Source organism: Aeromicrobium jepli (assembly GCF_047246605.1).
In the GTDB taxonomy this organism is placed as follows: domain Bacteria; phylum Actinomycetota; class Actinomycetes; order Propionibacteriales; family Nocardioidaceae; genus Aeromicrobium.
In genome coordinates this window covers 1-15,145 of sequence record NZ_JBFOKO010000003.1, presented here as the reverse complement: position 1 = coordinate 15,145, position 15,145 = coordinate 1, and the positions used below count along the sequence as shown (strand labels likewise).

General features: G+C 64.9%; 20 protein-coding genes. 1 reads left to right on the top strand and 19 read right to left on the bottom strand.

Annotation, left to right across the window (positions count from 1 at the left end):
* Positions 1-26 precede the first annotated feature (26 nt).
* The gene (locus AB3M81_RS06740; RefSeq protein WP_412903161.1) at positions 27-794 is read right to left on the bottom strand and encodes a DUF7226 domain-containing protein; all 768 of its coding nucleotides are present in this window, start codon (positions 792-794) and stop codon (positions 27-29) included.
* Between the two features lie 21 nt (positions 795-815).
* The gene (locus AB3M81_RS06735; RefSeq protein ID WP_412903160.1) at positions 816-1,670 is read right to left on the bottom strand and encodes a Dam family site-specific DNA-(adenine-N6)-methyltransferase; all 855 of its coding nucleotides are present in this window, start codon (positions 1,668-1,670) and stop codon (positions 816-818) included.
* Positions 1,671-1,862: 192 nt separating this feature from the next.
* On the opposite strand from AB3M81_RS06735, the gene AB3M81_RS06730 reads away from it, so the two are divergent.
* Complete coding sequence (locus tag AB3M81_RS06730) at positions 1,863-2,036, top strand: hypothetical protein (RefSeq protein WP_412903159.1); 174 nt, start codon at positions 1,863-1,865, stop codon at positions 2,034-2,036.
* 26 nt (positions 2,037-2,062) lie between these two features.
* On the opposite strand, the gene AB3M81_RS06725 is transcribed toward AB3M81_RS06730, so the two are convergent.
* The 17 genes from AB3M81_RS06725 to AB3M81_RS06645 all read right to left on the bottom strand — a co-directional run bounded on the left by AB3M81_RS06725 (position 2,063) and on the right by AB3M81_RS06645 (position 15,014).
* Entirely contained in the window at positions 2,063-2,929 is an 867-nt protein-coding gene (locus AB3M81_RS06725) for a hypothetical protein (RefSeq protein WP_412903158.1), read from the bottom strand.
* A 347-nt stretch (positions 2,930-3,276) separates the two neighbouring features.
* Positions 3,277-3,453 (bottom strand): hypothetical protein, encoded by a 177-nt coding sequence (locus AB3M81_RS06720; RefSeq protein ID WP_412903157.1) that lies wholly within the window; start codon positions 3,451-3,453, stop codon positions 3,277-3,279.
* A 71-nt stretch (positions 3,454-3,524) separates the two neighbouring features.
* The gene (locus tag AB3M81_RS06715; protein WP_412903156.1) at positions 3,525-4,040 is read right to left on the bottom strand and encodes a hypothetical protein; all 516 of its coding nucleotides are present in this window, start codon (positions 4,038-4,040) and stop codon (positions 3,525-3,527) included.
* A 62-nt stretch (positions 4,041-4,102) separates the two neighbouring features.
* The gene (locus AB3M81_RS06710; RefSeq protein WP_412903155.1) at positions 4,103-4,882 is read right to left on the bottom strand and encodes a hypothetical protein; all 780 of its coding nucleotides are present in this window, start codon (positions 4,880-4,882) and stop codon (positions 4,103-4,105) included.
* A gap of 55 nt (positions 4,883-4,937) precedes the next feature.
* Positions 4,938-5,504: a hypothetical protein gene (locus AB3M81_RS06705; RefSeq protein WP_412903154.1), complete on the bottom strand. Its 567-nt coding sequence runs from the start codon at positions 5,502-5,504 to the stop codon at positions 4,938-4,940.
* On the bottom strand, positions 5,495-6,499 hold the full coding sequence (locus AB3M81_RS06700) for a hypothetical protein (RefSeq protein WP_412903153.1): 1,005 nt from the start codon (positions 6,497-6,499) through the stop codon (positions 5,495-5,497). Before AB3M81_RS06700 ends, AB3M81_RS06705 begins: the two co-directional genes overlap by 10 nt.
* Positions 6,500-6,519: 20 nt before the next feature.
* Positions 6,520-7,335 carry a hypothetical protein gene (locus AB3M81_RS06695; protein ID WP_412903152.1) on the bottom strand — a complete coding sequence of 272 codons (816 nt, stop codon included), beginning with the start codon at positions 7,333-7,335 and terminating at the stop codon, positions 6,520-6,522.
* Between the two features lie 55 nt (positions 7,336-7,390).
* Complete coding sequence (locus tag AB3M81_RS06690; protein ID WP_412903151.1) at positions 7,391-7,927, bottom strand: hypothetical protein; 537 nt, start codon at positions 7,925-7,927, stop codon at positions 7,391-7,393.
* 2 nt (positions 7,928-7,929) lie between these two features.
* Positions 7,930-8,475 (bottom strand): hypothetical protein, encoded by a 546-nt coding sequence (locus AB3M81_RS06685; protein WP_412903150.1) that lies wholly within the window; start codon positions 8,473-8,475, stop codon positions 7,930-7,932.
* 21 nt (positions 8,476-8,496) lie between these two features.
* A complete protein-coding gene (locus tag AB3M81_RS06680; RefSeq protein WP_412903149.1) occupies positions 8,497-8,682 on the bottom strand; it encodes a hypothetical protein in 186 nt (61 codons plus the stop codon).
* A 16-nt stretch (positions 8,683-8,698) separates the two neighbouring features.
* Complete coding sequence (locus tag AB3M81_RS06675) at positions 8,699-9,877, bottom strand: ImmA/IrrE family metallo-endopeptidase (protein ID WP_412903148.1); 1,179 nt, start codon at positions 9,875-9,877, stop codon at positions 8,699-8,701.
* Between the two features lie 42 nt (positions 9,878-9,919).
* Positions 9,920-10,282 (bottom strand): DUF3846 domain-containing protein, encoded by a 363-nt coding sequence (locus tag AB3M81_RS06670; RefSeq protein WP_412903147.1) that lies wholly within the window; start codon positions 10,280-10,282, stop codon positions 9,920-9,922.
* Positions 10,283-10,313: 31 nt separating this feature from the next.
* Positions 10,314-10,643 (bottom strand): hypothetical protein, encoded by a 330-nt coding sequence (locus AB3M81_RS06665; protein ID WP_412903146.1) that lies wholly within the window; start codon positions 10,641-10,643, stop codon positions 10,314-10,316.
* Positions 10,636-10,923, bottom strand: a complete 288-nt coding sequence (locus AB3M81_RS06660) for a hypothetical protein (RefSeq protein WP_412903145.1) — start codon at positions 10,921-10,923, stop codon at positions 10,636-10,638. The genes AB3M81_RS06665 and AB3M81_RS06660 overlap by 8 nt, the downstream gene beginning before the upstream one ends.
* Entirely contained in the window at positions 10,920-11,225 is a 306-nt protein-coding gene (locus AB3M81_RS06655; protein WP_412903144.1) for a hypothetical protein, read from the bottom strand. The genes AB3M81_RS06660 and AB3M81_RS06655 overlap by 4 nt, the downstream gene beginning before the upstream one ends.
* A gap of 31 nt (positions 11,226-11,256) precedes the next feature.
* Positions 11,257-12,729: a hypothetical protein gene (locus AB3M81_RS06650; protein ID WP_412903143.1), complete on the bottom strand. Its 1,473-nt coding sequence runs from the start codon at positions 12,727-12,729 to the stop codon at positions 11,257-11,259.
* Positions 12,726-15,014, bottom strand: coding sequence for a penicillin-binding protein (locus AB3M81_RS06645; protein WP_412903142.1), 2,289 nt, complete (start codon positions 15,012-15,014; stop codon positions 12,726-12,728). Before AB3M81_RS06645 ends, AB3M81_RS06650 begins: the two co-directional genes overlap by 4 nt.
* Between the last annotated feature and the right edge of the window lie 131 nt (positions 15,015-15,145).

Below are 15,145 nucleotides of genomic sequence, written 5' to 3'. Positions count from 1 at the left end.
ACCAGACCGGGGCTGATGTGGTGCGTTCAGTCGCAGTCGTCGCAGATGCCTGTCAACGGCATCGTCATGAAGCAGCGCGGGCACACGGCACCGACCTTGACGGTCTGTGCGGCGGCGATACGGCGGGCCTCCTCACGCTGCGCCTGAGCGCGAGCGGAGCCGCGTTCGCATCGCTGCGCCAGATCGGACGTCTGGTTGCCGTACGCGAACTCGATGACAGCCGAGTCCATCGCCTGCTGTGACCACGAGCGGATACAGGCGGCCCGGCGGGTGGCGGTGTTCTCGGACAGTTCCTCGTGGAGTTCGTACTCGCCGACGAGTGCGTCGTCGCCGTGCTCGCGCAGGTACTGCACGTCGTCCATCCGGTCCACCATCGCGCCGATCATGCGGGAGCGGTCGGCGGGGGTCTGCTCGGCCATGAACTGGCCGACCTCGGTGAGCGAGTAGGTGTCCACACCGAACTCATCGACGTTCTTGTCCACGAGTCCGAGATATCCGGCGGCGGACATGTAGTAGTGGCCGTTGCGTTCGCCGACGCCAAGGACGTCCGCAGAAGCCTCGTTCGTGTCGGCGCCAGCAGCGACGGCATCGACGACCACGATGACCTTCTCCAGATCGTTGGCTTGCGGGAGGGGGAACCCGTCGTTGGGTTCCCAGCCGAGCACGATGTCACGGATCGGGTCACCGGCGGCGATACCGTACGTCTCGGACCGCTTGACGGACCCGAACTGTCCGGGGTTGGTGGTGGCTTCGCCGGTCTGTCCCTTGCGAACGATCGTCTGTGTGGCTCCCATACCACACAGGTGTGTGGGTTGTCAGTAGTTTGTGACGAGAACCTCGATGGTCTTCGAGTCGCGGTCCTTCTTGTGGTACGAGGCGTTCTTGTAGTCGAAGTCCAACTCGTGCAGCGTGTACCGCTTCGCGAAGTCGATGAGGGACGTGTTCTCCTTGCCCTGATGATGGGTCACGTTCGACAGAGCCCACTTGACGCCACGGTCGGTGAGCCCGTCGAGCCACTTCTCGAGCGCGGTCTCCTGATATGCGCCCCAACCGACCGAGTCGCCAGTCTCCTTGTTGTACGTGGCGTGAGTGATGAGGTACGGCGGGTCGCAGTAGACGAACGCGTCGTCGGGGACGTCGAGTTCGTCGAAGGAGCCGTTGACGAACGTCAGGTCGAGGGACTGGAGCCGCTCGGCGAAGTCGGTGAACCTCTTGCGCTGGGCGCCGTTGAAGGTGCGCTTGCCGAACGGGATGTTGTAGTGGCCGTGCCGGTTGAACCTGATCTGGTTGTTGAACCCGTGGGCGACGAGCGTGTAGAACATCGGCTGGTTGGACGGGTCGGCGTTGAACGCGGCGCGCAGGTCGTAGTAGCCGTCGGAGTTCTCCTTGTCGAGCGCGTACTCGGCCATGACGGCATCGACCTGTCCGAGAGCCGTGGTGACAGTGGTGGTGGCCATCCACGTGAGGACGTCGGTGACGGCCTTGTCGAAGTCGTTGTAGATGCTGCGCGCGGCCGGGACGTTCGCGACGACGTTGCCGCCACCACCGAACGCGTCGATGAACGTCGTGTAGGTGTCCGTCGCGGGGAACAGCGGCATCAACTGCGGGAGGAGGCGGTACTTGCCGCCGGTGTAGTTCAGGGGGCTCCGGACCAGATCGTGGCTACGCATGCTTGTTCTATGCGTGCGAGTCGGTCGACAGTAGTGGTCGTCAGCCTTGGGATTTCAGTCGAAGATCCGGTCGTTCACCGATGGATCCGACCAGATCCGAACGCCCTCGTCAGGTGCGACGCAGTTCACGTTCGGTGCGGCCGGGTGTTCGGGTTCGGGTGTCGCATGTGAAGGGGTGACCCACCCGCGCGCATGGAGGCTTTGTTGATGTTCGCCCGGCTGTCCAAGGTCAAGCCACACGCCGACCTGACCGGCGAGGAACGCCAGATCTTGTCGTCGCGATGGCGGGCCTCGGTCGAGGCGCGCGAGTTGGCTGCCCAGAACCAGCAGACCCCCACTCCCCTGCCGTCTCCGGCAAAGAAGTAGGGGTCGCGCGGTCTCTCAGGTGAGGGTCAGTTGTCGGAGACTGCCCACTCGGTGAGGTCGTTGGTGACCTTCACGTCGCAGGTGCCGTTCTCGTAGTCGAGGTTGAGGATCTTGAACGCCAGATCGAACGGCCGTCCGCCCTCGACCTGCGCGGCGGCGAGGTTCTCGGTGAGGTCGTCCTCCGCGACGCCGATGACCTGATGGATGGGGACACGCACGACCGACGTGAGTACGTGGTTGTCCTCCGCGCGCGCCAGAGCGTCCTCGGGTGTGATCGGCTCCTTCTGCGGGATGTTCTTCCAGTCGAGGGTCTTGTTGTCGTCCTCGTCGATGAGGCCGTGCCGCTTCGCGGTGCCGAAGGTCCGGCTGAACGCGTACTCGATGGTCTCGGCGGTCTCGATGGCGGCGGCCAGACCGGACGAATTCACCCGGTCCGTTGGGGTGAGAGTGCGCCAGTCCAAGTAGTGCTTGAGGTACTGGTTGTCGGCGAGATGGACACCGACCTCGACACCGCCGGGTGCACCGTCACCGTCGGTGAGGGTGTCCACCAGCATGTCGACCTTCTTGCCGTCGGCGGAGCGGGCGTCGTTCAGCGCGCTCGCGAGCATGTCGATGTGCCACTCCTCGAGCCCGTCGTGGCTCGTGGGGAAGGACGTGTCGATGGTCTCGGCGATGATCTCGGGGTTGTCCTCCCCGTGAGCGAACTGCTGACCGCCGAAGTCCGGGTTCGTGAGGATGGACAGGAGCCGCTGTCGGTCCTCAGTCATCTCGAACGTGTCGGGAATGAGCGCACCGATCTTCATGTCGGCGGTCGCTTCGGTCTTCTTGGTCTCGATGAACCCCTGAACGCCCTTCTTGGCGTTGATCGGGTTGCCGTGCTTGTCAGTGGCCATGTCCGTCAGGTGTGTGGGCGTAGAGATCGGATGGTACGACGTCGCATGTGGGAAGGGAACGACCCGTGTGGAGGCACCGATGTGCAAGCGCAAGAGCAAGCCCGCCGAGTTGACGGCCGAGGAGCGACAGATCTTGCAGGCTGGTCAGGCCGCACGACGGGATGCGCGTTCAGAAGGCTCGAAGGGTCGAACGTCAGGTGGGTCTCACGGCGGCATCATGGGGTTCTTCGGCGGCTGACGGGTTCCTTACCCGCACGACCGGCGCCCCGGTCACCGGGCCGACGCTCACCTTTGCAACGACATCCGACGCTTCACGGTCGGTGAGCCCAGAGTCGAATCGGCCCATCTCAGTGGCGGCCACGGTTGGAGATGAAGCGCGCCTCGAGGGTCGCGCGGTCGAAGTCGCGTTGCAGCCGTACCCTCTCCCCCGGCGACAACCGCGCGATGGCAGCGGTGGCCGCACGACGAGTTCGTTCCCGCCGCGCTTCGCGTGCCTGTGCTGCGACGACCTGCGTGCTGGACATGAGAACCCCCCGTCTGCCGGTTGACCTTGATGTAGGTCAGATGCGACAGAGGTGGGTTCACACTCGACAGTTCAGGCGTTCAGGATCCGGTCCAACAGGTCACCGACCGTGCCTTCGATGCGCAACGTCTGGTTCTCGTACTGGCCGCACGCGCACGACACGCCGGACAACTCGATACCCACCTCGGTGTCGTTACCGCGGATCGTGTCGCCGAACATGGAGTACGTGTACTCGCGGATGTCCGGGGTGCCGTCAGGCATCACCCAGTGGCAGCCGTCACCGTTCCACTGATCGACCGGCTTGCAGTGGTACTGAGCCTTGCGATCGTGCCAGCCGTAGAGGAACGCGCCGGAACGGATCTCGGCCTCGGTCATGTTCTCGAACCACGAGCCGTGCGCGTGCTTCTCATGCTTGCGGTGAGCCTCCAACTGCTCCAAGTCCATCGGGTCACCCTTGGCGACGATGACCTTCGCGGCATCCACATCGAAGTCGTTACGCGGGATCAACTCGACCTCGAAGTCGTTGATCTGGCGCATGACGAACCGGCCGCCCTTGGCGGGGATGTCGCTGGACTGGATGTCGTTCATCTTCGGCTCGCTCCGGTAACAGTGGACTGCTGGTATCTGTCTACACCCGGTTCAAGCCTTCGTCAGCGGTGGTGCTCGATCACGTCGTCGAGGAGGCGGGTCAGTTCCCAGCCGAGACCGTTCGTGGAGGCGCCGTGCATCTCGAACTGTTCGATCTCGACGAGAATGGCTTCGACCTTCGCGCGGGCGAACCCTTCCTTGATGGACGGCAACTCGTTCGTCACGACGGACGCGAGTTTCTGTACATCGACCTGTCGGGCGACGGGGTGCGCGCGGAACTCGGCGATGGCCGACTTGAGGTTCTCGCGGGAGGTGTCCGGCATGTACGGCGACTCGGCCTCCATCTGCGCGACGACCTCCCGGTAGACGCGGTCGAGGTGGTCAGCCTTCACCGTCGCGGCGACGTCGTCCCACAGCACAGCACCCTTGGTGGCGGGCTGAGGGTTCATGTCGATGGGGACAGCCTTGATGCCGGTCTTGTGGTCGCCGACGAACAGGAACCCGTCCTTGACCTCCATCGGGGGCATCCCCTCGCGACGGTAGTGACGGGACAGAGCCAGAGCGAGGGTCTGCATCTCCCACTTCGCGTTGTCCGCCTTCTCCTCGTCGGTCTTGCCAAGCACCGGAACACAGAACGCGCCCATGTCCCGAGCGAGGAAGTCGTCGGCGTGCACGATGTCGGCGATACGGGCCCGGTTGACGGTCAGCGGCTCGTCCTTCGGCCACGGGAACATCATCTTTGCCTCGAACGCGGCCTTCTCCGACTCAGGAAGTGGCTGCTCACCGAACTTGCCGTCCGGGCGTCGGAACTTTGCGAGGTTTGAGAGGGCTTCGGGACTCATGTGCGTCATGTCCTTGTGGTGTGCGGTCGGTCGAACACGCACCGCGCGGGAACGGTCAATCGCCACCGTTGGCTACATGGTCTCGCCATGTTCGGTTCACGGGGGTGTCCGTGTCGTGGAAGTCCGACTCGATGGGCATGTCGGTGTTCCAGTAGTCTCGCGGGATCATGGCGACCGGCTTGTCGTTCGCTTCGAGCATCTCCTCGGTGACCTCGAAGTCCTTCCAGTAGCCGCCACCGCCCGCGATGGTGACGCGTGCTGCGGCGCCGTCGTAACCGGACTGGGGACGGTAGCCGGGGCTGGTCATGTGAGCGACGACGGTCTGGGTTTTCTTGGTGACCTGTGGACCCTTGATGGACGGGTTCATGGAACGGAACGGAGTGCCTGCCGGGATGACAACTGTCTCACCCTTGCGGAACGGGTTGTGCAGGTACTTGACCTTGAAGTCCGGGTCGGCGAGCAAGATCCGGTAGTCGGCGTACTGGTCAGCGGACAGTCCGAGACGTTCAGCCTCAGCCGGGACGTCGGTCACCCCGACGGACGCGACAGGCTTGGTGGTTTCCTTCCACCGGCCGCTCGACTCACGGGGGTGCTTGACCTCGTCGTGCCCCATCAGATCCATCCGTCTCGCTTGGCCTTGGCCTTGATCTTCTTCTCGAGCATCTCGTCCACCTCGCCCATTGTCATGTTGTGCTTGTCAGCGATGGCCTGCTTGACCTTGTTCTGCGCGTCGATGAGCGTCGGGTCGGGGGTCTTCTCGGTCCAGTACCGCTCGTCGACCAACTTCCCGACCAGCCATGATGTGGCTGCCTGCTCGGTCTTGAACCGCTCCTTGTCCGGTCGACCGTAGGAGATGAACTCGATCTCGAACTCGCTGCCGTCCGCAGTGAGGGCCTTCTCGACCTTCTTCGCGTCACGTTCGACCTTCGCGGCAGCACGCGCCTCGCGGTCCTTGGCCGCCTGAATCTCATCCGGCGTGAACATCTTGGTCGGCTTGTTCAACGTCTCGACCGGGGCGGACGGGTAGCAGACCGTGCAGGCCCGCTCCCCCGCCGCGTCCACGACGTCGGCTTCCTTACCGCCGGAGTACTCGGTCACCCAGTGGTAACGGGTCGTGGGACGACACGTGGAGCACATCATCGAGGAATGCACGTGACCGCCTGCGTTCGTCACGAGGAACGCGCGAGTCCATCCGCCGCGGGCGTTGAACTCGTCCTCGTACGGCAGCATGGCCTCCGACGCTGCCATGACTTCCTCGTCGGCGACGATCGTGTTCTCGTAGGCGCGCAGAATGTCGTGCTCGATGTACGTCTGCCGTTCTACGGCGCGACACTCGGCGACCACGGCATCGATCTCGGTGGTGGACAGACGCCCCCGAGTGCCGGTCTTGCGCCGTACGAGGTCTTCGAGGTGCCGCTGCTGCCCCTCGGCGCGAGCGGACTTGTTGATGTACGTGTAGTACAGGTCGGCCAACTTGGTATCCACCTGCACCGGCGTCCAGTCCGACAGGTTCGGCTCGTTGTCGAGCGTCAACCCCATCGGCTCGGCGTGCTTCGTCTCTTGGAAGCCCACCTCGCCGGGCTTGGATGCGGCGTTGTGTCCCTGTCGTCCTGTCATATTGAGAGGGTATGCGGGGTTCAGATCGTGAACTCGCGGCTCAGCAGGGACTTGCCCCACGCCCGCAGGTACGGGTTGTCGTGCCAGCCCGAAGGGAACGCGGCACGGATCGCCTCGGTCGCCTTGACCATGCTCGGTGCGTCCCACTTGTCGATGACGTCGCCGTGACGGCTTGTGTGCGAGTACAGGTGCGGGAGCATGAAGTCCACGTCGGTGCCCTTCCAGCAGTAGTCGGTGAACTCGAACCTGTCGCCCGGCTCCGCACCCGGGAAAGCGTGACGCAGGATGGCCTCCACCTTGGTGTCGAGGGCTCGGTTCAGGCCTGCGTTGGCGGCGCGCAGTTCGTCGAGCGCTTCGGTGACCTCGTCGTCGATCTCTGTGAGGGCATCCTCGTGCGCGGTCACTGGGTCGGGACGCTGCCCGTACTCGGGGGTGAGGTCTTCGATGAAACTCATGGCGGCGCGCGGGTCGCCGTCGTTGAGGATCCGTTCGATGCGAACGAGGGCTTGGTCGAGGATGCGTCGCAACAGGTCCGGGCCGGTCGTTGCGGGGATGAGGGTCGCGGAGGTCTGGTGTTCACCCATCCAACGCCAGCACGAGCCCGGCTCGATGCGGAGGTTCTCGGTGGCGAGCGGGTGTACGTCTTGGACCTGAACGTCCATGCGCAGCACGATCTGGTCGTCGGGGTTCCGCATCAGGTCGAGCGGCTCCATCGAGAGGGTGTCGTCGGCGCGGTACAGCATCGCGCGAACCGTGAGGCTCGGCGACAGGTGCCACTCGTTGAGGGCGTCCGGCGTGGTGTCGCCTTGAATCGTCCACGTGTGCTCGATGGTCATGAGGGGCCTTTCGTTTCGCTCACCCATCTAAGCCCCTACGGGCCGTGAGCCACGATCAGTCGCCGGGCATGTGTACCCAGTCGGCGATCTTGAAGTTCAGCGACACCTGACTTACCCACCGGTCGCTGGCGCGTTCGCGGGCGTCGAGGACATATCGACGGATCGTTGACTCACTGAAATCGGATCCGTCGGCGTCGCAGGTGGCCCACTTGTCGTCGGCGTCGAACACGGTGACCCGCGCGTACCCGGAGGCGCCGTCGTAGTTGAAGTCCACGTCGATGCTCGCAGCGTCGGGGTACTGGGCGTGAACTTTGCGGATGACGACCGCGGTCTCGGCCTGACGCAGCCGCTCCTCGATGACGGCGGCCTGCTGACGGAGCACATCGGCGACGAACTCAGCGGACGACGTTTCGATGCTTCGCTGGTTCGCGGTCGGTTCACCGGGCTGATACGTGTCGAGGCGAGCGCCGTAACCGGTGATGTGTCCCGCGTCGATGTAGGTGCCAGCGTACGGCTTGGTCGTGACAGTCACAGTGGGTCGCCCTTTCGGTGTTCGCTCACCACATCTAAGCCCACACCGCGGCTGAGACACGATCAGGCGCGGTGGTTCTTGACCCAGTTGTCGATGACCAGTGAGATCGTCACTTCGTCGGCGTTCTCGTACTCGTCGCGCTGCTCAGACAGGAACCGGGCGAGGGTGCTGTCGGACAGCATCGTGACGTCGGGGGTCTCTTCGATGAGTTCACCGCGATGGTCGTAGGCGCGCCCTTCGACGGCCAGTTCACCGAGGCCGAGGTCACGGATGCGCAGGTCCACAGTGCGGATGTCGGGGTTCTCGGCGGCGACCTTGGCGAAGATGCCGACCTCGATCTTGCGGAGTCGTTCGGCCGTGTTCTCTAGGGTCTCGGCTGCTCCGGCCCGCAACTTCTCGAGGGTGTCGATCTGCGCGGACGCGGTGATGGGCTTGCCGGTGCGCGAGTCGGGGCTCACGTACGGCAAGTACTCCTTGATGGGGCGACCACGGTCGTCGTCCACGTCCGGGTGTGGGTCGTACAGGCCCTTGTGAGGTGCGGGCTTGACGACGGTGCTCCATCGGCCGTCACCGCGACGGGGTTGGGCAGCGTTCTTGGGCGCGTTCATGACGGGTGGGTGTGCGGTCGTTCAGGCTTCGGCTTCGGCCATCATCTGCTTGAACTGGTCGCTGGTGGCGTCCAGTTGCGCGAGAGGTCGGACGTCTTCGCCTTGAGCCCATCGGGTCGCGGCTCCCGTGTTCGCGAAGAGGTAGCAGATGCCGTCGGCTTCGTCAATCACGGCGACGAACTCGTCTGGGCCTCGAAGGTCTGTCATGTCAGTTCTATGCCCGTCACGCCTTGGACACTGCACGCTTACGGGCGGGCTTGCGCTTGGCGGTGGTCTTCTTCGCTGCAGCCTTGGCCTTGCGTCGTTCAGCGGCGGCTTCGGCGGCCTTCGCCTTGCCCTGCTCGACGACGGTGGAGATGTTGCGGAACTTCTGCTCCTTGACGACATCGTTGACACCCTTGGCGATGGCGGTGCCGGACTTCTTCATCGCGCCGACGGTCGCATCGAGCGATTCGGTGTCGGTCTTCCCCTTCGCGGCCCACGAGTTCAGGTAGCGAGAGGAGTTGGTGGACAGGTCGGTGCTCATCCCGTTGAGGCGCGACAGCACGTACGCGAACGATTCGGCTTCGACTTCCATCTCGCCACGGCAACCGGTCTCGCCGGTGTGGTACTCGTCGGTCCGGTCGAGGTGACCCAACTGGATGTGTCCGAGTTCGTGCGCGAGGGTCTTGGCGCGGTCAGCGGGACCGAGGTCTTCACGGATGACGACGTGACCGTCGGTGGTGGTGTACCCGCGCGTCTCAGGGCTCGGCATCCGCCCGTAGGAGACGGTGTACCCCTTGGCGGCGATGGCGGCTTCGAGGTCGTCGATGAGACCTTCCGGTGGGGTCTCGGACAGGGCGGGCCGCAGTTCGGGCAGCGGGTCGCCCTCGGTCTGGGAGACGTCGTAGGTGGTGGTCGTGGTGAACCCGACGACACGGAACTCCCGCTTGGTCTTGCCGTTCTCGTCCTTGATCTCGTTCCCGGCGGCGTCCTTCTTGGTCACCCACGCCATCCGGGGTGCGAGGATCGCGAGGCCCTTGCCGCGCTGGTCTTCCTTGATGGTGCGGTTGAAGCCGCTGCGCCACGTCTTGGCTCCGGCGCAGATGGTCGCGTCGGGGTTCTGCACCATGATGAGGAGGGTGTTGTTGAACGAGTAGCCGTGCAGTTGGCTCATGGCGTCGAGCGCGCGACGCCATTCGGTGTCCGAGTCGAGCCCGGCGATGGCGCCTGCGAGTTCGTCCTTGAGCATCTCGACCTTGTCCTCGAGACGCTCGTACCTCTTGGTGAACTTCGTCTCGCCGGTGTCGGCGTTGTCGAGGCCGCGCGCTTCGGGACGGTCCAGTTCTCCGAACTTGCCGTGCTCACCGGACGCCTTCTGGCGTGCGACAGTCGAGGTCTGGGTGGCGGTCAGCGTGCTCATACACCGCTGGTGTGCGGGGTTTGGCACGCGCCGTCAAGAAGTTCAGGGTGTCGCGGCGGGTTCCCAGTTCTCAGCCCAGTCGACCACCTCGTCGGGCACATCACCCAACTGCTCGTAGTCGAACTTGTCCGTGCCGACGAACGCGACCGGCCCGACGAGTCCGTCAGGGAACGTGACCCCGAGGCGGGCGCACAGGACGGTCGCCTTGACGTTCACGGTGAACTCCGGCTTGAACCGGCCCTCCTCGTCGAACAGGGCGTACACGCCGTCGTCGTTGAGCCGGAACGCCTCCACATAGCCGCCACCGACGAGGGCTTGGAACGAGTCGAGGTCGTCGTTCGAGGCGGTCTGGACGGTGGTCGTTCCGTCTTGGGCGATGACGAGCGCTTTGAAGGTGGAGGGCACGCCGGGAGTCTACCGAGTATGCCCTCCAGAATCAGCGGTAACGAGTCGGGTTCGCGTCCGCGTTCACCTTCAAGAACGAGGTCTGGATCTTGAGCATCTTGCGGTACTTCGCGACGGTCCTCTCCCACTGTTCGACCAGATCGCGGGCGGCTGTTTCGAGCACAGCCACAGGGTCGGCGTCGAACTCGTCGGGGTCGATGAAGGTCACGACGGTGGGACGTGGGCGGCCACTGAGGGTCGCGTCGATGGGTCGCAGCGTCAGCATGATCGGTTCGATGCTCTCGATGTCGAACTTGTGACCCGGCGGAGGAACCGGAAGGTCGACGTCGTACGACTGGTGCCAGTCCTTGACGTCAGCCACAGGCGCCCTTGCTGTTGGCGGCGTCAGCCGACGCGCTGACCGTACCGATGAAGTCACGGGCGACGGCGTCGTTGTGCACCTCGTTGGTCAGGAACCCGCAGATCGCGTCGATCTCGTGCTGCGGGTTCTCCTGCAACTGGTCCAAACCGATGGTGACCCGGTGCTGGTGACCGGGCGTGCCACCCTTGGGGCTGACGGCGAACACGGCGGTATCGCCTTCCCGAGAGACGAGCCACACGTACCCGTCGGGCGGGGCGGGGAACTCGAACGCGGCGGTCATCGAGGGACCGTGCGGGCCTTGTTGGCGGCGACGGCCGCGTCACGAAGCGCCTGATCGAACGCGGCCTTGTGGGCGTCGTCCTCGATCTTCTGCTGGTACTTGTTCAGGACACCTTCGAGCGCCGCCTTCGGGTTCGTGCGGAACGAGTTCGAATCGACGAGCGCCCAGTACCGCTCCTCGCAGGAGTCGTTCAGCAGCCCGACACGGATGTCTCCAGTGACGTGCAGTGCGGCGTCCCAGCACAGCCCAGCAGGCGGCGGCGGGAACTCGATCCCGGCCTCGGGAATGGTGTAGTCGGTCATGTGAACTCCTATGCCTGTCCCCCGGCCCACATCAGGCGTCCGGGCGGGGGTTCTTGGGCTTGGTCGGTTCCTTGCCGACCTTCGGCGCCTTCTGGTCGAGGATCGAGGGACGTTCCGGCGGGCACATGATGTCCGGTTCGTCCTCCTCGACGTCCGGCTCGATGGGCGTCTCGGCAAGTTCGAGGCACTGGTCGAGGAGTTCGTCGTAGGCGTCCTTGGCGGTCTTCTTCTGCGAGTCGAACCGCTCCCGTGCCGCCTTCCGCTTCGTCCACGCGTCATGCTCAGCCCAGTACGTCGCCCACTGTGCGTCGATGACCTTCCACGCCTTCTCGACGTCGGCGACCTTCTGCGCGTAATCGCGGTACGAGATGACGGTGGCTCGGTAGTCGGCGTACGCGACCCAGTAGCCGACGACTTCGGTCAGCCACCTCTTCTCGTCCTTGGCGAGTCTCTTGGTTGCCTTCGCGAACGCCGCGTCGTTGACTTCCTCAGCCTTCACCTCGTCGAACGGTGCGACGGCTGACGTCATCCACGCCCACCCGCATCCGGGTCCGGTCACATCCGCGGTGAGCGTGTCGATGCTCGCGACGGTCTTCTGCGGCTTCGGCGCCTCGGGCGGGTTCGGGACAGCGCGGTCCTTCGGCAGGTCCGGCCACACCGGGTACGCGCGCGGCTCTGGGCGGGTCACCGTCGGTACCTTGTACGTCTTCGCCGGGACCGCCACGGCGTCCACACCCGCAGGCGGGCTCGGGGTGGCGGCCGGTTCACGGGTGACCTTCTCGACGGTGGTGAACGGCTTGTACTTGGTCTTCGCGGTGGCCGGGTTACGGAACGCCGCCGCTACCGTGGAGTCCTGCGTTGCGCACCGATTCATGTGCGCAGCGACCACACCGTCGACGGCCTTCGCTGTCGCAGGTGCGGGGCTCGTGGTTGCGACGAACGTGAGCACATCTCCTCGACGGACGACCTCGATTGAGGCACGGTTCCCAGACCACGAGACGATGTACCGAGCCGACTGCACACCGATCCCGGTCGACGGCATCACTGTCATCGACGTCGAGGACGGCTTGCAGTCGCGAGCCTTGGCGGGCATCTGGTCGAACACCCACGCACCGAGACCTGCCGGGTAGGAGGTGATGGTGACCTGTGTGCCGACACCGGTCTTCGTCGTGTACGTCTGCGACAGGGACAGGCTCGGCGCCGGGGTGACACAGGTGAGCGGGTGCGGGAGCCCTGCTGCGGCCACCCGGCGCCCTTGCGGCTTCCATGCGGTGTCGATCTGGTCGAACATCTCCTTGACTGCCACCGCTGCAGGTGATGGGGCCGGAACGAGCCCTTCGGGTGCGGCAGTCGTGTCGACGGTCGATGCGGGCGCCGTCTCGTCGTCTCGGGTGGGCAGGTCAACCGGGACACCGAACGCGGACAGGCCGACGCACACTCCGGCGATGACGGCCGGGACCGCGATGATGGCGGTGGTCTTGGCGATGACGGTGCGGGCGTTCACGGCGTCTCCTTCACGGGGGCGGTTCCGGCGGTCGGGGTGATGGTGACCTTGGTTCCCCATCCGGTGTTCAAGCCCGGGTCGGGGGTCTGCTTGATGACGTAGCCGGGGCCGGTCACCCACTTGTCGGCCTCCTTGGCGTTCTTCGCGACGGTCACCTTGAACCCGGCGTTGGTCAGTGACGAGATGGCGGCGGGGACGCTCAACCCGACGACTGATGGGACGGTCCGGGTGGTGAGGGTCGCGGACGCGGACTTCGGCGCGGGCAACCATCGGGGCTTCATCCCGGACAGGTAGCCGTTCATCGTGTCAGCGAACACCGGGCCCGCGACGGTACGACCGAACACCGGGGACTGGAACTTCCCGTACGCGACGACGGACTCCAACGGGTACTTGTTACCGCCACGCGGGTCACCGACCCACACGGCTGTCGCGGCCTGCGGGACGAACCCGGCGAACCATGTTGCCGACGTGCCGTTGGTGGTGCCGGTCTTACCTGCGGCCTTGCGACCCTTGGGCTTCAACCCGGTCGCAGTTCCGCCGTCGGTATACGGGGCTTGCAGGGTGTCAGCGACTTGGTCGGCGATGGTCGGCATGATCGCCTGATGGCAGTCGCCGTCGGTCTTGGTCTTGCCGGTGCCGTCGAGGCGCGCGTACGAGGTGATGACGTGAGGGGTGCAGGCGACTCCTCGGGCGGCGAACGTCGCGTACACGGACGCGACTTGGATGGGGCTGGTCTCGAACGCGCCGAGCGCGAGTGACGCTTCCCGGCCGGTCAACTTCTCCGGGATGGACGTCATCCCGAGCCTGCGAGCCATGTTCGCGGTGTTCTTGACTCCGGCTTCGGCGATCATCTGCACGAAGTACGAGTTGACGGACTTCTTGGTCGCCTCGTACGCGTCGATGCTGCCGAAGTTCGCGTACCCGTCGTTACGGAACCCACCCGGGGGTGCATCGACGCCACGCGGGTGAACACCAGACGGGGAGTTGTAGCGAGTCTTGGGGCCGATACCGCGTTCGATAGCGGCGGCGGTCACGATCGGCTTGAACGTGGACCCGATCTGGAAGTTCGACGCCGGGTACACCATCTGTGTCTTGCCCTTGCTGTTGCCGTAGGTGCGGTTCTGGGCGATGCCGAGCACCTTGCCGGTCCCGGGTTGCACGACGGCCACGCCGACGGCGACCCGGTTCCCGTTGGTCATTGCGCGGGCGACGGCACGGTTCGCCGATCGCATGGCCTTGGGGTTCAAGGCGGTGGTGATCCGCAGGCCACCGGTGGCGAGGAGACGCTGCCGGTCGGTCTTGGTCTTGCCGAACTTGCTGCTGGTGAGCAGTTCGTTGATGACCAACTCGCAGTAGTAGGGGTACTTCGAGGCGGAGCAACCGGACTTCGGGGTCTTGGGCTTCAACTTCGTCGGGGCGACCGAGAGGCGGTCGTACTCGGTCTGGGTGAGGTGCCCTTCGGCGAGCATCCGCCCGAGCACGACGTTGCGACGTGCCATCGAGTTGTTCGGCTGATGGATGGGGTCGTAGACCGTGGGGCTCTTGAGCATGGCGACGAGGGTCGCGGCTTGGTCGATGGTCAACTTGTCGGCGGTGGTGCCCCAGTAACGGTCGGCGGCTGCGGCGACTCCGTAGGCGCCGTTACCGAAGTAGACGCTGTTGAGGTACTGCTCGAGGATCTGGTCCTTGGTCAAGGTGCGTTCCAGTTCGACGGCGTACCGGAGTTCTTGCATCTTGCCTGCGATAGTGGACGGCTTCGCTGCGGCGAGTTCGGTGTCGTTGGTGGCGGACAGGACGCGCAGGTTCTCGACCAACTGCTGGGTAATGGTGGAGCCACCTTCGCTCGCACCGGCGAGGAGGTTGCGTGTGGCGGCGCGGCCGAGACCCTTGACGTCGGCGGCGCCGTGCTCGCGGAAGCGCGCGTCTTCGGTGTCGAGGAGGGCCTGCACCATGACGGGTGCGATCTGGTCGAGGGTCACGACGGTGCGGTTCTGGGTGAACACGGTCGCGTACGTCTTGCCGGTCGAGTCGACGATGATGGACTTCTGGGCCGGTGCGATGGCGCCGAGGTCGTGGGGCATGTTCTCCCACGTGTCGAGGGCTGCCTTGGTGGTGCCGCTGGCGGTCAGCGCGAGCGGGATGGTGGTGGCGCCGAGGAGGACACCACACAGGGGCAGAGTCACGAACGACAGCGCAATGGTGCGAAGTCGTCGGCGCTTCGGGGTGGGGAACGTGTCCACCCCGTTGAAGATGTCCAGACCGGAGTCGGTGACGTGTTTGCGCATGTCCGCTCTATGCGGTTGCCGGACACGACACCACCGGGAAACAGCGAGTTACACCTTGGCTCCAGTGGCTCCAGCGTGGCTCCAGAAAATCGAGGGAATCTGGAGCCAAGATTCTTACTGGCATTGGAGGG